Source organism: Pseudomonas chlororaphis subsp. chlororaphis, from assembly GCF_003945765.1.
Classification (GTDB): domain Bacteria; phylum Pseudomonadota; class Gammaproteobacteria; order Pseudomonadales; family Pseudomonadaceae; genus Aquipseudomonas; species Aquipseudomonas chlororaphis.
The window spans coordinates 3,967,453-3,985,348 of sequence record NZ_CP027712.1; the positions used below are offsets into that span (position 1 = coordinate 3,967,453).

Annotated in this window: 14 protein-coding genes; 3 read left to right on the plus strand and 11 right to left on the minus strand. The window is 65.7% G+C overall.

Annotated elements, in window-relative coordinates; all coding sequences use genetic code 11:
* Positions 1 to 286: 286 nt before the first annotated feature.
* The 8 genes from moaA to C4K27_RS18070 form a co-directional block, all read right to left on the minus strand.
* Positions 287 to 1,279: a GTP 3',8-cyclase MoaA gene (moaA, locus tag C4K27_RS18035; RefSeq protein WP_053261545.1), complete on the minus strand. Its 993-nt coding sequence runs from the start codon at positions 1,277 to 1,279 to the stop codon at positions 287 to 289.
* A 10-nt stretch (positions 1,280 to 1,289) separates the two neighbouring features.
* Complete coding sequence (locus C4K27_RS18040; RefSeq protein ID WP_053261546.1) at positions 1,290 to 2,255, minus strand: peptidylprolyl isomerase; 966 nt, start codon at positions 2,253 to 2,255, stop codon at positions 1,290 to 1,292.
* Between the two features lie 10 nt (positions 2,256 to 2,265).
* On the minus strand, positions 2,266 to 2,946 hold the full coding sequence (gene narI, locus C4K27_RS18045; protein ID WP_007928747.1) for a respiratory nitrate reductase subunit gamma: 681 nt from the start codon (positions 2,944 to 2,946) through the stop codon (positions 2,266 to 2,268).
* Positions 2,939 to 3,694, minus strand: coding sequence for a nitrate reductase molybdenum cofactor assembly chaperone (gene narJ / locus C4K27_RS18050; protein ID WP_053261547.1), 756 nt, complete (start codon positions 3,692 to 3,694; stop codon positions 2,939 to 2,941). Before narJ ends, narI begins: the two co-directional genes overlap by 8 nt.
* A 2-nt stretch (positions 3,695 to 3,696) precedes the next feature.
* Positions 3,697 to 5,235, minus strand: coding sequence for a nitrate reductase subunit beta (narH, locus tag C4K27_RS18055; RefSeq protein ID WP_007928745.1), 1,539 nt, complete (start codon positions 5,233 to 5,235; stop codon positions 3,697 to 3,699).
* A gap of 9 nt (positions 5,236 to 5,244) precedes the next feature.
* Positions 5,245 to 9,012, minus strand: coding sequence for a nitrate reductase subunit alpha (locus tag C4K27_RS18060; RefSeq protein WP_053261548.1), 3,768 nt, complete (start codon positions 9,010 to 9,012; stop codon positions 5,245 to 5,247).
* Between the two features lie 69 nt (positions 9,013 to 9,081).
* Positions 9,082 to 10,479, minus strand: coding sequence for a NarK family nitrate/nitrite MFS transporter (locus tag C4K27_RS18065; protein WP_053261549.1), 1,398 nt, complete (start codon positions 10,477 to 10,479; stop codon positions 9,082 to 9,084).
* Positions 10,466 to 11,761, minus strand: a complete 1,296-nt coding sequence (locus tag C4K27_RS18070) for an MFS transporter (protein ID WP_053261550.1) — start codon at positions 11,759 to 11,761, stop codon at positions 10,466 to 10,468. Before C4K27_RS18070 ends, C4K27_RS18065 begins: the two co-directional genes overlap by 14 nt.
* A gap of 313 nt (positions 11,762 to 12,074) precedes the next feature.
* Here C4K27_RS18070 and C4K27_RS18075 point away from each other — a divergent pair, with 313 nt between their 5' ends.
* From C4K27_RS18075 to C4K27_RS18085, 3 genes are all read left to right on the plus strand, one after another.
* The gene (locus C4K27_RS18075) at positions 12,075 to 13,889 is read left to right on the plus strand and encodes a HAMP domain-containing protein (protein WP_053261551.1); all 1,815 of its coding nucleotides are present in this window, start codon (positions 12,075 to 12,077) and stop codon (positions 13,887 to 13,889) included.
* The gene (gene narL / locus C4K27_RS18080) at positions 13,886 to 14,533 is read left to right on the plus strand and encodes a two-component system response regulator NarL (protein ID WP_053261552.1); all 648 of its coding nucleotides are present in this window, start codon (positions 13,886 to 13,888) and stop codon (positions 14,531 to 14,533) included. The genes C4K27_RS18075 and narL overlap by 4 nt, the downstream gene beginning before the upstream one ends.
* 129 nt (positions 14,534 to 14,662) lie before the next feature.
* A complete protein-coding gene (locus C4K27_RS18085; RefSeq protein ID WP_053261553.1) occupies positions 14,663 to 15,340 on the plus strand; it encodes a Crp/Fnr family transcriptional regulator in 678 nt (225 codons plus the stop codon).
* A 181-nt stretch (positions 15,341 to 15,521) separates the two neighbouring features.
* Here C4K27_RS18085 and ubiT read toward each other — a convergent pair whose 3' ends face one another.
* The 3 genes from ubiT to ubiU are packed head-to-tail and all read right to left on the minus strand — an operon-like array spanning position 15,522 to position 17,894.
* Positions 15,522 to 16,004: a ubiquinone anaerobic biosynthesis accessory factor UbiT gene (gene ubiT / locus C4K27_RS18090; RefSeq protein ID WP_053261554.1), complete on the minus strand. Its 483-nt coding sequence runs from the start codon at positions 16,002 to 16,004 to the stop codon at positions 15,522 to 15,524.
* The gene (locus tag C4K27_RS18095) at positions 15,998 to 16,888 is read right to left on the minus strand and encodes a U32 family peptidase (RefSeq protein WP_053261555.1); all 891 of its coding nucleotides are present in this window, start codon (positions 16,886 to 16,888) and stop codon (positions 15,998 to 16,000) included. Before C4K27_RS18095 ends, ubiT begins: the two co-directional genes overlap by 7 nt.
* Before the next feature lie 10 nt (positions 16,889 to 16,898).
* On the minus strand, positions 16,899 to 17,894 hold the full coding sequence (gene ubiU, locus C4K27_RS18100; protein ID WP_053261556.1) for a ubiquinone anaerobic biosynthesis protein UbiU: 996 nt from the start codon (positions 17,892 to 17,894) through the stop codon (positions 16,899 to 16,901).
* Between the last annotated feature and the right edge of the window lie 2 nt (positions 17,895 to 17,896).

The window sequence follows — 17,896 nt, forward strand, 5'->3', positions numbered from 1 at the left end:
GCTTTTGATCTTGATCTCCAACGCCCCGTTAACCACGCTGGCCGAACGGAGGTATTACGGAGCGGGTAAACCGGCAGGGATGCCGGTTTAGCCGCCCCGGGCCATGGATGGCCCGTGGCGGCGGCCCGCTCCGTAATGCCTGCGTTCGGGCACACCGAGCCTCAGCGAGGTGCCGAGTGGTGGGGCAAGACCTTTTGGTTACTTTTGGGGCGTTTGCCAAAAGTGACCCGCCGTAAGGGCGGAACCCTAAGCCGCCGTTACCGCAGCAACGGATATCCCCCCAATCTCACCCCCCACTCATATTCATAAACCGCACCACCTGCACCGTGCCCTGCGGGTTGAAATCATGCCGCAACGGCTTGCGCCGCAAAGCCTGCTGCAAGGCATCGATCAGCGGCTGGTCGTCCAGCGGATAACGCCGCAGCAGGCCGCGCAGGTCCAGGGCATCGTCCTGCCCCAGGCACAGCAACAGCTTGCCTTCGACGGTCATGCGTACCCGATTGCAGCTGCCACAGAAGTTGTGGCTGTTGGGCGAGATAAAACCGATGCGCGTCTGCGGATGGCGCTCCAGGCGCACGTAACGCGCCGGCCCGCCGCTGTTCTCGGTGCTGTCGAGCAAGGCATGGCGGCTGGCGATCAGCGCCCGTACCTCGTCGCTGGAACAGAAGGATTCGCCCCGGGAACGGCCGACGTCACCCAGGGGCATTTCCTCGATAAAGCTGATATCGATGCCCTGCTCGATGGCGTACCGCACCAGCTGCGGCACTTCCTCGAAGTTGCGCCCCTTCATCACCACGCAGTTGAGCTTGACCCGCTCGAACCCCGCCCCGCGCGCCACCTCGATACCGCGCAGCACCTGATCGAGATCGCCGTTGCGGGTGATGGCGCGAAACTTCTGCCCGTCCAGGCTATCGAGGCTGATGTTCATCCGCTTGACCCCGGCCTCCGCCAGCGGCCGGGCCAGGCGCTCCAGCTGCGAGCCGTTGCTGGTCATCACCAGTTCGCGCAGGCCCGGCAAGGCGGCGATGTTGCGGCACAGATCAACGATGCCCGGGCGAATCAACGGCTCGCCGCCGGTGAGGCGGATCTTGCGCACGCCCTGGCCGACGAACAGCGCCGCCAGGCGCTGCAACTCTTCCAGGGTCAGCACCTGCTGGCGCGGCAGGAAGGTCATGTTCTTCGCCATGCAATACACGCAGCGAAAATCGCAACGGTCGGTCACCGACATCCGCAGATAGTCGATCTGCCGCCCGAAGCCGTCCTGCATCACATTGCTCATGGCCTTCCCCTTACTGCACCAGCGGCGAGTCGGCGCCTTGCAGATGAATGCCCCGGATGTCCGCGGACCCGACCAGGGTTTGCAGGTACTGCACCACGGCCTTTTGCCAGACGCCCTGTTGCAGCTGGTTGCGGATCACCAAAGCCACCGCTTCATAAGGCAAGGCCTGGCCCTCGACCCGCTGATCGACGCAGACCACATGCCAGCCATAACGGCTTTCCAGCGGCTTGACCGCCAGCCCCGGCGCCAGGCTGAACAGCTGGCGCTCCAGCTCCGGCACGGTCTGGCCCTTACTGATCTGCCCCAGGGAACCGCCCTGGGCCTTCGACGGGCAGGCCGAATACTTCAGCGCCAGTGCAGCGAAACTGTCGGGCTGCTCGTCCAGGCGTTGCAGCAAAATCTCCGCCTGGACCTGGGCCGTGCTGCGCGCCCCGGCATCGTCCGGCGCGCATTCGAGGAGGATGTGCCGCACCGCCAGCAACGGCGCGCTGTGAAAACGCCCGCGGTTGTTGTCGTAGTAACGCCAGCACGCCGCCTCGTCGCACTCCGGCACCTGCACCTCGCGTTCGAGCAGCAGGCGGGTGGCGGCCTCCTCTTGGTTCTCGCCGGCGCCGATCCGCAGCGTCAGGCCGAGTTCGGCGATGCGCTGCTGCAACAGCTCGCGGATCACCAGGGCCCTGGCCGCCAGGTACACCGCCTCCTCGCGGCTGGCCGCCGGGTGATATTGCAGCTCCTGGGCCAGCGCCTGCGGGGTGATCGACACCTGGTTGACACTGATGATCGGCCACTCCTGCTCACTGCTGGCGATCAGTTGCACAGGCGCCTCGTCCGCGGCCACGGGCTCATGCCCCGGCGGCGTGAACGCCTGCACGCCCACCTCCACTTCACTCTCTGACACCAGCGTTTCCTCGCGGGCCGAAGACCCGCAACCGCCGCTGCCGCCGTTACCGCCGCCACATCCACATCCACCTGACATGACTGCCTCCTCAGATTTTCTGCCGAACGATTTGATAACGCCGCCCCAGGTACCAGACCGGCGCGCTGACCATGTGCACCAGGCGGGTAAAGGGGAACAGCACGAACAGGGTCAGGCCGAGGAACACGTGCAGCTTGTAGGTCAGGCCGACCGGCGCGATGGCCGCCGCCGCGTCCATGGGCCGCAACAGCACGATGCTCTGCGCCCAGTCGGCGAGCATCACCATCACCGAGCCGTCCATATGGGCGGTGGAGGCGACTATGGTCAAAAGGCCGAGCAGCAACTGTGCCAGCAGCACCAGCAGGATCAGGATGTCCGAAGGGCTGGAGGTGGCGCGCACCCGCGGGTCGGTGAGGCGGCGCTTGATCAGCATCAGCAGGCCGACCAGGCACAGCAGGCCGAAGAAGCCGCCGGAGACCATCGCCAGCAACTGCTTGTGCTCGGTGCTGATCACATGGTGATAGACCGAGGCCGGGGTCAGCAGGCCGACAAAGTGCCCGGCCAGCACGAACAGCACGCCGACATGGAACAGGTTGCTGGCCACGCGCATGCCACGCTTGTCGAGCATCTGGCTGGAGCCGGCCTTCCAGCTGTACTGCGACAGGTCGAAGCGTGCCCAGCTGCCCAGCAGGCAGATCGCCAGCGCGACATAGGGATAGATCCCGAACACCAACAGATTCCACTTAGACATTGCCCACCTCCCCGGCTGGCGCGGCGGCCAGCCCCTGATGCTGAAAATCCACCCAGTGCAGCGGTACCGCGCTTTCCTCCCGGGCCTTGCCCGGCGCGCTCGGCATTGAGCTGCAACGCTCCTGCTGCTCGGCCTTGAGAAAGTCCACTGCCTCCTCTTCCCAGATCCGGTCCAGGGCTTCGAGGGAATCGTCGCGCGGCTCGGCCGCCACCTGTTCGCGCAGGTCGGCCACCGCCTGGTGCGGCTCCGCGCCAGCGATTTGCAGCAAGGCGCGCAAGCAACTGGCATAGGCGCTCTCGCGTTCCTCCAGGCGCGCCGCAAGCAAGGCCAGCAGGTGCGCGACATCGGCCAGGCCCTCGCGGGCCTCGAGGTCGTCGCGGGTGGAAAGGAACTCCAGGTACAGCGGGATGTAGTCCGGCAGCTCCTTGATACCGATGGCAAAGCCTGCGGCTTCATACTGGGCGAGCATGTCGACCATGGCCTGGCCGCGGTCGCGGGACTCGCCGTGCACATGCTCGAACAACAGCAACGACAGCGAGCGGCCACGACCGAACAGCGCGCCGTAGTGCTCCTGGCCATCCATCAGGTCGTTGTTGCAGAGCAGTTCCAACAGCTCGAACAGCGCGCCGCGCTGCTTCGGGCTGATTTCCCGGGCCTGGATGATCGCCTGCTCCAGCTCGTCGCGGCCCTCGACCAGGGTTGCGCTCGGGTAGTCGAGCAGCAGCGAAATCACTTTAAGGATGCGCATGCTCATTCCTCCCACAGCTGCACGGTTTTCAGGACGTCGCGGCGGTTGGCCTTCTTCGCCCCGAACATGTTGGTGTCGGAGCTGCCGCTGCAGCCACTGCCGAAACTGAAGCCGCAACCGGAACGCTCGGCGAAGGCATCGCTCATGGCTTCCTCGCGGTGCGCACTGGGCACCACGTAGCGGTCTTCGTAGTTGGCGATGGCCAGGTAGCGGTACATCTCCTCGACCTGGCTCACGCTCAGGCCGACCTCCTCCAGCACTTGCAGGTCCTGCACGCCTTCGACCTGCTCGGCGCGCTTGTAGGCGCGCATCGCCAGCAGGCGCTTGAGGGCACGCTTGACCGGTTTTTCGTCGCCCGCGGTCAGCAGGTTGGCCAGGTAACGCAGGGGGATGCGCAGGCTGTCGACATCCGGGATCACTCCGTTCATGCCCACGGTGCCGGCGGCCGCGGCGTTCTGGATCGGCGACAGCGGCGGCACGTACCAGACCATCGGCAAGGTGCGGTATTCCGGGTGCAGCGGCAGCGCCAGCTTCCAGTCCACCGCCATCTTGTACACCGGCGAACGCTGCGCGGCGTCGATCACCGACTGCGGCACCCCGTCTTCCAGGGCCTGGCGGATCACTGCCGGGTCATGCGGATCGAGGAAGATTTCCAGCTGCTTCTCGTACAGGTCCTGCTCGCTGGCGGTGCTCGCCACCTCGGCGATGCGGTCGGCGTCATACAGCAGCACGCCGAGGTAGCGGATGCGCCCGACACAGGTCTCGGCGCACACGGTGGGCATGCCCGCCTCGATCCGTGGGTAGCAGAAGATGCACTTCTCCGACTTGCCGCTCTTCCAGTTGAAATAGATCTTCTTGTACGGGCAGCCGCTGATGCACATGCGCCAGCCGCGGCACTTCTCCTGGTCGATCAGGACGATGCCGTCCTCCTCGCGCTTGTAGATCGCCCCGCTCGGGCAGGACGCCGCGCACGCCGGGTTCAGGCAGTGCTCGCACAGGCGCGGCAGGTACATCATGAAAGTGTTTTCGTACTCGCCGTAGATGTCCGCCTGGATCTGGTCGAAGTTCCGGTCCTTGCGTCGCTTGGCGAACTCGCTGCCGAGGATCTCCTCCCAGTTCGGCCCCCACTCGATCTTTTCCATGCGCTTGCCGGACACCACCGAACGCGGCCGCGCGGTGGGCTGATGGTCGCCCAGGGGCGCGGTGTGCAGGTGCTGGTAATCGAAGTCGAACGGCTCGTAGTAGTCGTCGAGGCTCGGCAGGTCGGGGTTGGCGAAGATGTTCGCCAGCACCCGGAACTTGCCGCCGATCCGTGGGTTGATCGAGCCGTTGGCGTTGCGCACCCAGCCGCCCTTCCACTTGTCCTGGTTTTCCCATTCTTTCGGGTAGCCGATCCCGGGCTTGGTCTCGACGTTGTTGAACCAGGCGTATTCCATGCCTTCGCGGCTGGTCCAGACGTTTTTGCAGGTGATCGAGCAGGTATGGCAGCCGATGCATTTGTCCAGGTTCAGGACCATGCCGATTTGTGAACGAATCTTCATGACAACTCCTCAATCCATCTCGGTCGGCAGGGGGCGTGGCAGCTCATCGCCGTCCGAGCCATCGAGCCAGTCGACGCGGGCCATCTTGCGCACCACGACGAACTCGTCGCGGTTGCAACCGACCGTGCCGTAATAGTTGAAACCGTAGGCCTGCTGGGCATAGCCGCCGATCATGTGGGTCGGCTTGAGCACCACCCGGGTGACCGAGTTGTGGTGGCCGCCGCGGGTCTTGGTGGTCTCGGAACCGGGCACGTTCACGATCCGTTCCTGGGCGTGGTACATCATCACCATGCCCTCCTTGACCCGCTGGCTGACCACCGCCCGGGCGGTCGCCGCGCCGTTGGCGTTGAAGCATTCGATCCAGTCGTTGTCCTCGATGCCGGCACGCTTCGCATCGATTTCCGAGAGCCAGACAATCGGCCCGCCACGGCTCAGGGTGAGCATCAGCAGGTTGTCGCTGTAGGTGCTGTGAATGCCCCATTTCTGGTGCGGGGTGATCCAGTTGAGGACGATTTCCGGGTGGCCGTTGGTGCGTTTGCCCTTCACCGCCTCGATGGTCCGGGTGTTGACCGGCGGCCGGTAGCTCATCAGCTGTTCGCCGAACGCCTGCATCCACGGGTGGTCCTGGTAGAACTGCTGGCGGCCGGTGATGGTGCGCCACGGGATGTTCTCGTGGACGTTGGTGTAGCCGGCGTTGTAGCTGACGTGATCGTCCTCCAGGCCCGACCAGGTGGGGCTGGAAATGATCTTGCGCGGCTGCGCCTGGATATCGCGGAAGCGGATCGCCTCGTGGGCCTTGGACAGCGCCAGGTGGCTGTGGTCGATGCCGGTGAACTCGGACAGCGCGGCCCAGGCCTTGACCGCCACATGGCCGTTGGTTTCCGGGGCCAGGGACAGGATCACCTCGGCGGCGTCGATCGCCGTGTCGATCTTCGGCCGGCCCTGGCTGATGCCCGCCGCGCCCTCGCGGTAATTCAGCTCGCCGAGGAATTTCACCTCCTCCTCGGTGTTCCAGTTGATGCCCTTGCCGCCGTTGCCGAGCTTTTCCAGCAGCGGCCCGAGGGAGGTGAACTGCTTGTAGATGTTCGGGTAGTCGCGCTCCACCACCTGCAGGTTCGGCGCATTCTTGCCCGGCTGCGGGGCCACACCCGCGGTTTTCCAGTCGGTGCCGCCGAACGGCTGGGCCAGCTCGCCGACGCTGTCATGCATCAGCGGCACGGTGACCAGGTCCTGCTCCACGCCCAGGTGCCCCACCGCCATGCTGGAGAACGCCTTGGCGATGCCCTTGTAGATCTCCCAGTCGGAACGCGATTCCCAGGCCGGGTCGATGGCCGCCGACAGCGGGTGGATGAAGGGGTGCATGTCCGAGGTGTTCATGTCGTCCTTCTCGTACCAGGTGGCGGTCGGCAGCACGATGTCGGAATACACGCAGGTCGAGGACATGCGAAAGTCCAGGGTGGTGACCAGGTCGAGCTTGCCGATGGCGCCCTGGTCCACCCATTCGGCTTCCTGCGGCTTGCAGTCGCCGACCTCGCCGATGTCCTCGTTCATCACCCCGTTACGGGTGCCGAGCAGGTACTTGAGCATGTACTCGTGGCCCTTGCCCGAGGAGCCCAGCAGGTTGGAACGCCAGATGAACATGTTGCGCGGGAAGTTCTGCGGGCTGTCCGGCTGTTCGCAGGCGAAACGCAGCGAACCCTCATGCAACGACTTGACCACATAGTCCTTGGGCGTCATGCCGAGTGCTGCGGCGTCGCGGCAGATGTGCAGCGGGTTACTGTTGAGCTGCGGCGCGCTGGGCAGCCAGCCGGCGCGTTCGGCGCGGATGTTGTAGTCCAGGGCGTGCTCGGGGAACTGGCTCTTGTCGGCCAGCGGCGAGAGCACGTCGTGCATGCTCATCTTCTCGTGGCGCCATTGCGAGCTGTGGGCGTAGAAGAAGCTGGTGCCGTTCATCTGCCGTGGCGGCCGGCTCCAGTCCAGGCCGAACGCCAGGGGCAGCCAGCCGCATTGCGGGCGGAGTTTTTCCTGGCCGACATAGTGCGCCCAGCCGCCACCGGTCTGGCCGACGCAACCGCAGAGCATGAGCATGTTGATCAGCCCGCGGTAGTTCATGTCCATGTGGTACCAGTGGTTCATCGCCGCGCCGACAATGATCATCGAGCGGCCACGGGTCTTGTCGGCGTTGTCGGCGAACTCGCGGGCGATCTGGATCGCCTTCTCGCGGCTGACGCCAGTGATCTGCTCCTGCCAGGCCGGAGTGCCGGGCACGCTGGCGTCGTCGTAGTCCTTGGCCACATTGGCGCCGCCCAGGCCACGGTCGATGGCCAGGTTGGCCGCCGACAGGTCGAACACCGTGGCCACCTTGACCTGGCTGCCGTCGGCCAAGGTCAGGCTGCGCACCGGCACGCGGCGGTATTGCACGGCGTCGCCGGCCACATGCTGGAAGTGCTCCTGGATTTCCCCGGCGAAATACGGGAAGGCCACTTCGGCGACATCGCCGCCGATCAGGCTCAGGTTCAGGTCGATCTCGCGTCCCGCGCCGCCTTCCCGGGCGAGGATGTTCCACTTGCCCTGCTCGCCCCAGCGGTAGCCGATGGAGCCCTGGGGCGACACCAGCTCGCCGCTGGCGTCGATGGCGATGGTCTTCCATTGCGGGTTGTTGTCCTGGCCGAGGTTGCCGGCCAGGTCCGAGGCGCGCAGGAAGCGGTCCGGCTGGTAGCCGGCCCCCGGCGCGGTGCCGAGCATCGGCTTGAGCAGCACCAGCACCGGCAGGTCGGTGTAGCGCTTGGCGTAGTCGGTGAAATAGGCGCTCGGGCGCTCGAGGTGGAACTCCTTGAAGATCACATGGTTGAAGGCCTGGGCCAGCGCTGCGTCGGTGCCCTGCTTAGGGTTGAGCCAAAGGTCGGTGAGCTTGGCCACTTCCGAATAGTCCGGGGTGATGGCCACGGTCTTGGTGCCCTTGTAGCGCACCTCGGTGAAGAAGTGCGCGTCCGGGGTACGGGTCTGCGGAACGTTGGAACCCCAGGCGATGATGTAGTTGGAGTTGTACCAGTCGGCCGATTCCGGCACGTCGGTCTGCTCGCCCCAGACCATCGGCGAGGCCGGTGGCAGGTCGCAGTACCAGTCGTAGAAGCTCAGGCAGGCACCGCCGATCAGCGACAGGTAACGGGCGCCGGCGGCGTAGCTGACCATCGACATGGCCGGGATCGGCGAGAAACCGACGACCCGGTCGGGGCCGTACTGCTTGATGGTGTAGACGTTAGCCGCAGCGATGATCTCGTTGACCTCATCCCAGCTGGAACGGATGAAGCCGCCCATGCCGCGCTTGCTCTTGTACGACTCGGCCTTGGCCGGGTCCTCGACGATGCTCGCCCAGGCCTCCACCGGCGCCATGCTCTGGCGCGCCTGGCGCCACAGCTTGAGCAGCGGCTTGCGGATCTTCGGGTACTTCAGGCGGTTGGCGCTGTAGATGTACCAGCTGTAGCTGGCGCCCCGCGGGCAGCCGCGCGGCTCGTGGTTGGGCAGGTCGTTGCGGGTGCGCGGGTAGTCGGTCTGCTGGGTTTCCCAGGTGATCAGGCCGTTCTTCACGTAGATCTTCCACGAGCAGGAACCGGTGCAGTTGACCCCATGGGTGGAGCGCACGATCTTGTCGTACTGCCAGCGCGAGCGGTAGACGTTTTCCCAGTCGCGGGACTCCTTGCGGGTTTCCCCGTGGCCCTCGGCGAACTCGCTTTGCTTGCGGTTGAAAAACCGCAGTTGATCCAACAAATGACTCATGGTGCTTTCCTCTCAGGCTTGCCGCGGGGTTCTATGCCCCGACCGGGCAAGGTTTGGATTCGGGTCGTGTCAGCAGGGAGTCGCCGCGCCTTTGCGCGCGTACCACCACCAGGTCACCACGATGCAGCTCAGGTAAAAGCCGACGAACATGTAGAAGGCCATCTCCGGGCCGCCGGTCTGGGCCATGGAAGTGCCGAAGGATTTGGGGATGAAGAACGCGCCGAAGGCGCCCATGGCCGAGCTGAAACCGAGCACCGCGGCCGACTCCTTGCCGGCGTTCTTTTGCGCCTGCTCGCGCACCGCGGCGCTTTGCCCGGCGGCGGCTTTTTCATGCAGGGTGCGGAAGATCACCGGGATCATGCGGAAGGTCGAACCGTTGCCGATGCCGGTGGTGATGAACAGCAGCATGAACAGGCCGAGGAAGCCGTAGAAGTTGCCGCCGGCGCCGTTATGCGGAAGAAAGTGCAAGACCCCGAAGACCATCACGATCATCGCCGCGAAGTTCCACAAGGTCACCCGGGCACCGCCGAGCTTGTCCGCCAGCCAGCCGCCCAGCGGCCGCACCAGGGCACCCACCAGCGGGCCGAGGAAGGCGAACTTCAGCGCCACCACGTCCGGGAACGCGGTCTTGATCAGCATTGGAAAAGCCGCCGAGAAGCCGATGAACGAACCAAAGGTCGCCAGGTACAGCCAGCACATCAGCCAGTTGTGCTTGCGCTTGAAGATCACCGCCTGCTCGCTGAACGAAGCCTTGGCGCTGGACAGGTCGTTCATGCCGAACCAGGCCAGCAGCGTCACCGCGATAATGAACGGCACCCAGACAAACCCGGCGTTCTGCAGCCACAGCTGGCTGCCGTCGGCCAGCACCTGGGGTTGCCCGCCAAGCCAGCCGAACAGGCCGAAGGTGATCACCAGCGGCACGCAGAACTGCATCACCGACACCCCGAGGTTGCCCAGCCCGGCATTCAGGCCCAGGGCCGTGCCCTGCTGCGACTTGGGGTAGAAGAAGCTGATGTTGGACATGCTCGAGGCAAAGTTGCCGCCGCCGAAACCGCAGAGCAGCGCGATCAGCACGAACACGCTGTAGGGGGTGTTCGGGTCCTGCACGGCAAAGCCCATCCACAGCGACGGCAGCAGCAACGAGGCGGTGCTCAGGGCGGTCCAGCGGCGGCCGCCGAAGATCGGCACCATGAACGAATAGAACACCCGCAAAGTGGCGCCGGACAGCCCCGGCAACGCTGCCAGCCAGAACAGCTGGTCGGTGCTGAAGCTGAAGCCGATGGCGTTCAGGCGCACGATCACCGTGCTCCAGACCATCCACACGGCAAAGGCCAAGAGCAGCGCGGGAATCGAGATCCACAGGTTGCGGGTCGCCGTCTGCTTGCCGCTGCGCCCCCAGAAAGCGGGGTCTTCCGGGCGCCAGTCATGAATCAACGGGCCTGAATCGGGCTTATCAAGAACCGACATGTTCTTCTCCTTGGGCAATGCTGGAAAACGGGGACGAGGTGGCCGGCGGCTGTTTGCCCAGCAGCGGGCGCTTGCGGATTTCGCTGAAGTACATCCAGGTGAGCGACACCCAGACCACGCCGTACATCAACATGAAGCAGGAAGAGCGCACGCCGGTGAGGTCCACCAGGGCGCCGAACAGGATTGGCAGGACGAAGCCGCCCAGGCCGCCGGCCAAGCCGACGATGCCGGACACCGCGCCCATGTTCTGCGGGTAGTCGTTGGCGATGTACTTGAACACCGAGGCCTTGCCGAAGGCGAAGGCGATGCCCATGACGAACAGCAGCACGGTGAACAGCGCAGGATTCAGGCCGATGTGAAAATCCAGGGCGCCGTCGACGGTGCGCACTTGCAGCTGGGTCTGCGGGTAGGACAGCAGGAACAGGCAGATCCAGCTGACCCAGAGCACCCACCAGGTCACGCTCTGGGCGCCCCAGCGGTCCGACATCCAGCCGCCGACGGCGCGCAGCACCCCGCCCGGCAAGGAGAAACAGGCGGCCAGCAGCGCCGCGCTCTGCAGGCTGAAGCCGTATTCCTGCACGTAGTACTGGGTCATCCACAGCGCCAGGGCCACGTAGCCGCCGAAGACGATCGAGTAGTACTGGCAGTAGCGCCACACCGCCGGGTCCTTCAACGCGCCCAACTGCTCGCGCAGGGTGGCGCCAGAGGCGCTGCGATGGGCCTTGTTGTCGGCGCTGAGAAACCAGAACAGCAGCGCGGTGATGAACAGGATGGCGCTGAAGGCTTTCGGCACCAGCTGCCAGCTGCCGGCGGCGATCAGCGCCGGGGCGAGAAACTTGGTCAGCGCGGCACCGGCGTTACCCGCGCCGAAGATGCCCATGGCGAAGCCCTGGTTGTCCTGGTCGAACCACTTGGCAACGTAGGCGATACCCACCGAAAACGAACCGCCGGCCAGGCCGACGAACAGGCCCAGGACCAGGAACTGCCAGTAGGCCGTGGCGTGGCTGATCAGGTACAGCGGCAACACGCAGCACAGCATCAGCAGGAAGAACACGCTGCGCCCGCCAAAGCGGTCGGTCAGCAGGCCCAGCGGCAAGCGTGCCAGCGAACCGGTGAGCACCGGGGTGGCGGCCAGCAGGCCGAACTGGGTTTCGTTGAGCGCAAGCAGTGCCTTGATCGGCACACCGAGCACCGCGAACATCATCCAGACCATGAAGCACACGGTGAAGGCCAGCGTACTCATGCCCAGCACCAGGCCTTGTCGTACACGCGGTTGGGTCATCTCGCTCTCCAGTCAGTCATTCATGGCCGCAGACTAGAGAGGCGAACCCGGTAAAAACTTGACCCGGGTCAAGGAAGCCCGGGGCCTGCTGGGCCTATGCTTGCGCCGCCTACCTCCAACGAGGTAGTGCCGAAAAACCTCTGAACCCTTTGTTTATCAGGCTCTTGCCTTGGCTCCACGAGGCGGTTGCACGGATCCGATGAACAACAACTCTTTAGAGGTAGAGCGCCAGGGACCGGCTGCAAAACCATCGCCAGTCGTCCCTGGAGCCTGCTATGTCCACCCTTCCCCCGTTCACATCCGGCCCGCGCCCTTGATCCGCTGGCTGCGCAGTTCCCTGCCCGCCCGCGCCGGCCTGGCGGTGATCCTGATCGCCGTGCTGGCGCTGGCCAGTTCCCTGAGCGCCGGGCTGATCGCCTGGTTCAGCCAGGGCGACGCGGCGGCCATCAATACCGCGGGCTCGGTGCGCATGGAGACCTACCACCTGAGCTGGAAGCTGGCCGCGGGCGCCAGCGCCGAAGAGATCGAGCAGATCCGCCAGAGCCTGCAACAGCGCCTCGACAGCCAGTCGCTCAGGGCGGTGCTGGAAGACGGCGCCGACCCCGAGCTGGTGGACAGCTACCGGCAGATCCAGCAACGCTGGAACGCTGAGTTGCAGCCAGCCCTGGAACAACGCGATGCCGCCGCGTTCCAGGCCCTGGCCCTGCCCTTCGTCGAGCAGCTGAACCAGTTCGTCAGCCTGCTGCAACGCCAGAGCGAACATAAGCAGACCTGGCAACAGTTGATCCAGGGCGCGGCGCTGTTCACCACCCTGTTCGTCCTGCTGCTGGGCCTGTACGAACTGCAATACGGCGTGGTCACGCCCTTGCAGGAACTGGTGGAAGCCACCCAGCGCTTTCGCCGTGGCGACTTCCAGGTGCGGGTCAACCACCAGTCCCGGGACGAGCTGGGCCAGTTGGCCACCAGCTTCAACGCCATGGCCGAGACCATCGAGCAATCCCACCGCACCCTGGAAACCCTGGTGCGGCAAAAGACCCACAACCTGCAACAGGCCAACGCCGCCCTGGAGCTGCTGTACCAGAGCAGCCGCAGCCTGGCCACGCGGCTGGCCAACGCCGAAGGCCTGGACGAACTGATCCGGCGCTTCCAGCAACGCCTGCCGGGGTTGCGCCTGTCGCTGTGCCTGCAAGGCCAGTTGCAGGCCCCGGCGCAGCAGCTGATCGCCCTGCATGGCGCCGACAGCCGGGAGGTCTGCGCGGTCAGCGATTGCGCCAGCTGCCAGCGGCACCAGCCGATCGCCCGGCAGCGTTTCAGCATCAGCAACCAGGGCAGCGAACTGGGCGAGCTCAAGGCGCACTTCGTCGACGGCCATGCCCCGCAAGCCTGGGAAACCGAACTGATCCAGGCCCTGGCCAACCTGATCGGCACCTCGCTGTCGCTCAAGCGCCAGCGCGAACAGGACCATCGCCTGCTGCTGTTCGAAGAACGCGCGATCATCGCCCGCGAGCTGCACGACTCCCTGGCCCAGGCCCTGTCCTACATGAAGCTGCAGGTCAGCCGCATGCAGACCCTGATGCGCCGTGGCGAACCACTGAGCACCCTGGAGAACGTCACCGCCGAACTGCGCGAGGGGGTGAACAACGCCTACCGCCAGCTGCGCGAACTGTTGACCACCTTTCGCTTGCAGATCCACGACGCCGGGCTGGTGCGCGAGCTCGAAGCGACCACCGAGGAGTTCTCGCGCCGCGGCGATTTCCAGGTGCATGTGCAGCTCGACAGCCTGGCCTTCGAGCTGTCGGCCAGCGAGCAGATCCACCTGCTGCAGATCACCCGCGAGGCGCTCTCCAACTGCCTGCGCCACGCCCACGCGGAGAATGTCTGGCTGCAATTGCGCCAGCATGGCGAAACCCTGCGCCTGTCGATCGAGGACGATGGCCGCGGCTTCAGCGGCGACCACGACAACAGTGGCAACCAGCGCGAACACCACGGCCTGAACATCATGGATGAGCGGGCCCGCAGCCTGCATGGCCAGTTGCAGATTTCTTCCAGGACGCCCCAGGGCACCCTGGTGCAGATGGAATTCCGTCCGGAGTTTCTCGCCGTCCCCACACAAGGTAGCGCCGCATGAACCCATCCCCCTCCTACCGGATCCTGCTGGTCGACGACCATCCGATGATGCGTCGCGGCATCCGCCAGATGCTCGAACTGGAAGACGACCTGCAGATCGTCGGCGAGGCCAGCCACGGCGAAGAAGCCCTGGGCCTGATCGAACCCTTGCAGCCCGACCTGGTGCTGCTCGACAACAACATGCCGCAACTCAACGGCATCGAGACCCTGCGCCGCCTGCGGGCCATGGACTACCGCGGCAAGGTGCTGCTGTTCACCGTGTCCGACGCCGAGGACGACATTCGCGACGCCCTGCGCCTGGACGCCGACGGCTACCTGCTCAAGGACATGGAGCCCGAGTTGCTGATCCAGTACTTGCGCGATGCCCTGAGCGGCGCCCTGGTGATCAGCCCGGGGCTGACCCGGGTCATGGCCCAGGCCCTGCGTTCGCCGCCGCGCCAGCCGGAGGTCGAGCTGACCGAGCGCGAGCGCCAGGTGCTGCGCACCATCGCCGGCGGCTACAGCAACAAGGTCATCGGCCACAAGCTGGGCATCACCGAAGGCACGGTCAAGGTCCATGTGAAGAACCTGCTGCACAAGCTCGGCCTGCGCTCGCGGGTCGAGGCCGCGGTGTGGGCCATGGAGCACCTGCGCAACGCCGGCTGAGCCGCGCTTAGCCACTCCTGCCCCTTTGGCCCCCTGCCCCTTTGCCCCCCTGCCCCTTTGGAGGTACGCCGGCGGAGGCATAGGCCCTGGCAGCCGCGCGCTCTACCATGGCCGGCAGCGGAGGTACCCATGCTGACCCACCCTTCCATCGTGCTGTTGTTGCGTCGCCATCATCTGTTCAGCCAGTTGCCGGACAAGGTCTTCGAGGAGGTCTGTGCCCAGGCCATGCTCAGGCGCCTGCCCAGCCACAACACCCTGATGCACCAGGGCGACCCGGCCAAGCGCTTTTTCCTGCTGGTCAGCGGCCAGGTCAAGCTGTACCGCATCACCGGCGAAGGCCAGGAGAACCTGGTGGAAATCATCCAGCCCGGGCAGACCTTCGCCGAGGCCCTGCTGTTCAGCCAGGCGCGCTTCTACCCGGTGAATGCCACTGCGCTGAAAGACAGCGTGCTGGTCAGCATCGACGGCAACCATTACCGCCACGCCCTGGAGGACCAGCCGCAGGTGTGCCTGGCGATCCTGGCGAGCATGAGCGTGCACCTGCACCAGCGCCTCAAGGACATCGACACCCTGACCCTGGGCAGCGCCAGCCGGCGGGTGGTGAGTTTCCTGTTGCAGGAGCGCGACCCGCACAGCGGCGAGGTGGTGCTGCAAGTGTCCAAGCGCCTGGTGGCCTCCAAGCTGGGGATCCAGCCGGAGACCTTCTCGCGCATCCTCCATCGGTTGGTCGAAAGCGGCCTGATCGCCATGGAGCGGCGCACTATCCAGATCCCCGGCGCCGAGGAGCTGGCGGCGTACGACGCGTAACCGCCGCCGCTCGCCTGGCGTCGCCCCAATCGCCGGCAAGCCTGGCTCCTACAAGGGGAATGGGTTGCCATCGTTCACGGGTCCGACACTTCTCCTGTAGGAGCCAGGCTTGCCGGCGAAGCGTCCGGCCTGACACTGCGCGTTGCCTCTATCGCTGGCAAGCCAGCGCCTACAGAGATGTTCAGCCTGCGGCCAGCCCCTTGCCCGCCCGTTCCAGATTGCGCCACAGCCAGACCGGCAATACGTCCGGGTCGAGGCTGTCGATCAGGTTTTTCAGGGTCAGGCCCAGCTCGGTATCGCCCTCGATCACCAGGCGCCGGCGGAAGAACAATGTGTCCGGGTCTTCCTGACGGCTGGCCAGCAGCAGGAACTCGCGCCAGTTGCCGCTGATGGTCACATCGGCCCGGGCGTGTTCGGCGATGCGCAGGCCGTCGCGGTCGCGGGTCAGGTACCAGGCCAGGCCCAGGTCGGGAATCCGCAGGCACAGCCAGCGCCGGCGCAACAGGTCGAATTCGCCGGCGCGCAGCGGCTCGGCCAAACAGCGGTTGAGCCCCTGCTGCAAGGCCAGGCGCTGCACGCCGAACGGCACCCGCCGCAGCAATGGCAGCAGCCGGTCGGCGCTGCGCAGCAGCCAGTCCTTGCGTTTGGATTTGCCACTCAGCACAGGCCCACCTCCTCGACGCGCAACATCCCGGCCTGGCCATGCCAGTAACCGTTGCAGCCCTCGACGAACAGCGGTGGCGTCGCGCCCTGGCGCACCCGCTGGTAGGCCTCGATCACCTCGCCCATGCCCTGGGCCCGCGGGCTCAGGCGCAGCAGGTCGGCGCCGCAGGCCACCAGCCCGGCGTAGTCTGCCAACAGATTGGTGACCTCGGCGGACAGGGTCTGGATGCCATTGAGGGTGAACAGCGCCTGGCCTTCCTGGCTGCTCAGCGCCAGGCCGTCGGGGTACTGGATGCAGCAGAACTGGCAGTCGTCCTTGGGCCGGTCCTGGGCCCGGGCGGTGAAGCAACGCGCGGAATACGCCAACGGCAGATGCCCATAGGCGAAGACTTCGACCTCGGGCAGCGCCTGGCCCAGCTCGCGCACCTGCTCCAGCACCGCGCGGATCAGCGCCGCCGAACATTCCACCGGCGGCACCCAGCGGATCATCCCGCAGCCCTGCAATTGCGCCAGGGCGTGGCCGTTGTACAGGTTCAGCGCCGGGCCACCCACGAAGGGCAATTTGCGCTCGGCGAGGAACTGCACCGCGCCCATGTCGTTGGCCTCCACCAGCAGCTCGCCGTTGTCGCACAGGCGCCGCAGGCTCGACAACTCCGAGGCGGCTTCGATCAGGGTCAGGCTGGAGAGCACGATCTGCGCCGACGTGCAGCCCTGCAATTCGCGCCCCAGGCCCAGCCACTGGTCCAGGGACAGCGCCCGGCGTTTCGAACACACGGTTTCCCCCAGGTAAATCACATCCAGGGGCAAGGCCGACATCTCGGCATAAAAACGCCCCAATTGTTCCTTGTCCCAGTAGAACAGGACGGGGCCCAGGCTGAGCTTCATCGCGAATTCCTCATTGCCATGATCGATGGTAGGCACCCAGGGTGGTCTGGCTGCCCTCGGACAGGCCGGCCAGCACCTGGCGCCACTGGTCCTTGACCGTGAAACTGGCGGGCGCGGCGCGATGGGCATCCAGCGCCGCACGCCAGACCCGGGTGACCTGCTCGACATAAGCCGGGCTGCGCTGGCGGCCTTCGATCTTCACCGCCTCGACGCCGATGGCCGCCAGCTCCGGCAGCAGGTCCAGGGTGTCGAGGCTGGTGGGTTCCTCCAGGGCATGGAAGCGCTTGCCCTCCACCAGGAAGCGCCCCTTGCACAGGGTCGGGTAGCCGGCTGGCTCGTCGGCTTGATAGCGGTCGATCAGCACTTCGCTGAGGCGCGCGCTCAAGCCCTCGGCGTCCTCGCTCCAGCGCACCGCCTTGGCCGGCGAGCAGACGCCGCACAGGTTCGGCGACTCGCCGGTGATGTAGGAAGACAGGTGGCAACGCCCTTCGGCCATGATGCACAGGCTGCCAAAGGCGAATACTTCGATCGGTACCGTGCTGCTGGCCGCCACCTGGCGCACCTGGGCCAGGGACAGCACCCGCGGCAGTACGGCGCGGCGGATGTTGTAGTGCTGGGCGTAGAACGCCAGGGCGCTGGCATTGGTCGCCGAGCCCTGCACCGAGAGGTGCAGGTTCAATTGCGGATGGCGCTGGCTGGCATAGGCCAGGACCCCGGGATCGGCGGCGATCAGCGCGTCGACCCCATGCTCGGCGGCGCGGTCCACCGCCCGTTGCCAGCGCGCCCAGCCCTGGGGCTGGGGGTAGGTGTTGACTGCCACATAGAGTTTGCGTTGGTGCTGGCGAATGTGCGCGACCGCCGCGTCGAACTGCTTGTCGTCCATGTTCAGGCCGGCGAAATGCCGGGCGTTGGTGTCGTCGCGAAAGCCGACGTAGACGGCATCGGCGCCTTGGCGCACCGCCGCTTTGAGCGCAGGCAAGTTGCCTGCGGGGCAGACCAGTTGCATGG

Bases quoted from the DNA above. Each gene is read 5' to 3' on its own strand.
- narH (WP_007928745.1), bottom strand. From the start codon at position 5,235: ATGAAGATTCGTTCACAAATCGGCATGGTCCTGAACCTGGACAAATGC.
- C4K27_RS18095 (WP_053261555.1), bottom strand. From the start codon at position 16,888: ATGAAGCTCAGCCTGGGCCCCGTCCTGTTCTACTGGGACAAGGAACAA.
- narJ (WP_053261547.1), bottom strand. From the start codon at position 3,694: ATGCGCATCCTTAAAGTGATTTCGCTGCTGCTCGACTACCCGAGCGCA.
- moaA (WP_053261545.1), bottom strand. From the start codon at position 1,279: ATGAGCAATGTGATGCAGGACGGCTTCGGGCGGCAGATCGACTATCTG.
- narL (WP_053261552.1), top strand. From the start codon at position 13,886: ATGAACCCATCCCCCTCCTACCGGATCCTGCTGGTCGACGACCATCCG.
- C4K27_RS18040 (WP_053261546.1), bottom strand. From the start codon at position 2,255: ATGTCAGGTGGATGTGGATGTGGCGGCGGTAACGGCGGCAGCGGCGGT.
- C4K27_RS18085 (WP_053261553.1), top strand. From the start codon at position 14,663: ATGCTGACCCACCCTTCCATCGTGCTGTTGTTGCGTCGCCATCATCTG.
- C4K27_RS18070 (WP_053261550.1), bottom strand. From the start codon at position 11,761: ATGACCCAACCGCGTGTACGACAAGGCCTGGTGCTGGGCATGAGTACG.
- C4K27_RS18065 (WP_053261549.1), bottom strand. From the start codon at position 10,479: ATGTCGGTTCTTGATAAGCCCGATTCAGGCCCGTTGATTCATGACTGG.
- C4K27_RS18060 (WP_053261548.1), bottom strand. From the start codon at position 9,012: ATGAGTCATTTGTTGGATCAACTGCGGTTTTTCAACCGCAAGCAAAGC.
- ubiU (WP_053261556.1), bottom strand. From the start codon at position 17,894: ATGCAACTGGTCTGCCCCGCAGGCAACTTGCCTGCGCTCAAAGCGGCG.
- narI (WP_007928747.1), bottom strand. From the start codon at position 2,946: ATGTCTAAGTGGAATCTGTTGGTGTTCGGGATCTATCCCTATGTCGCG.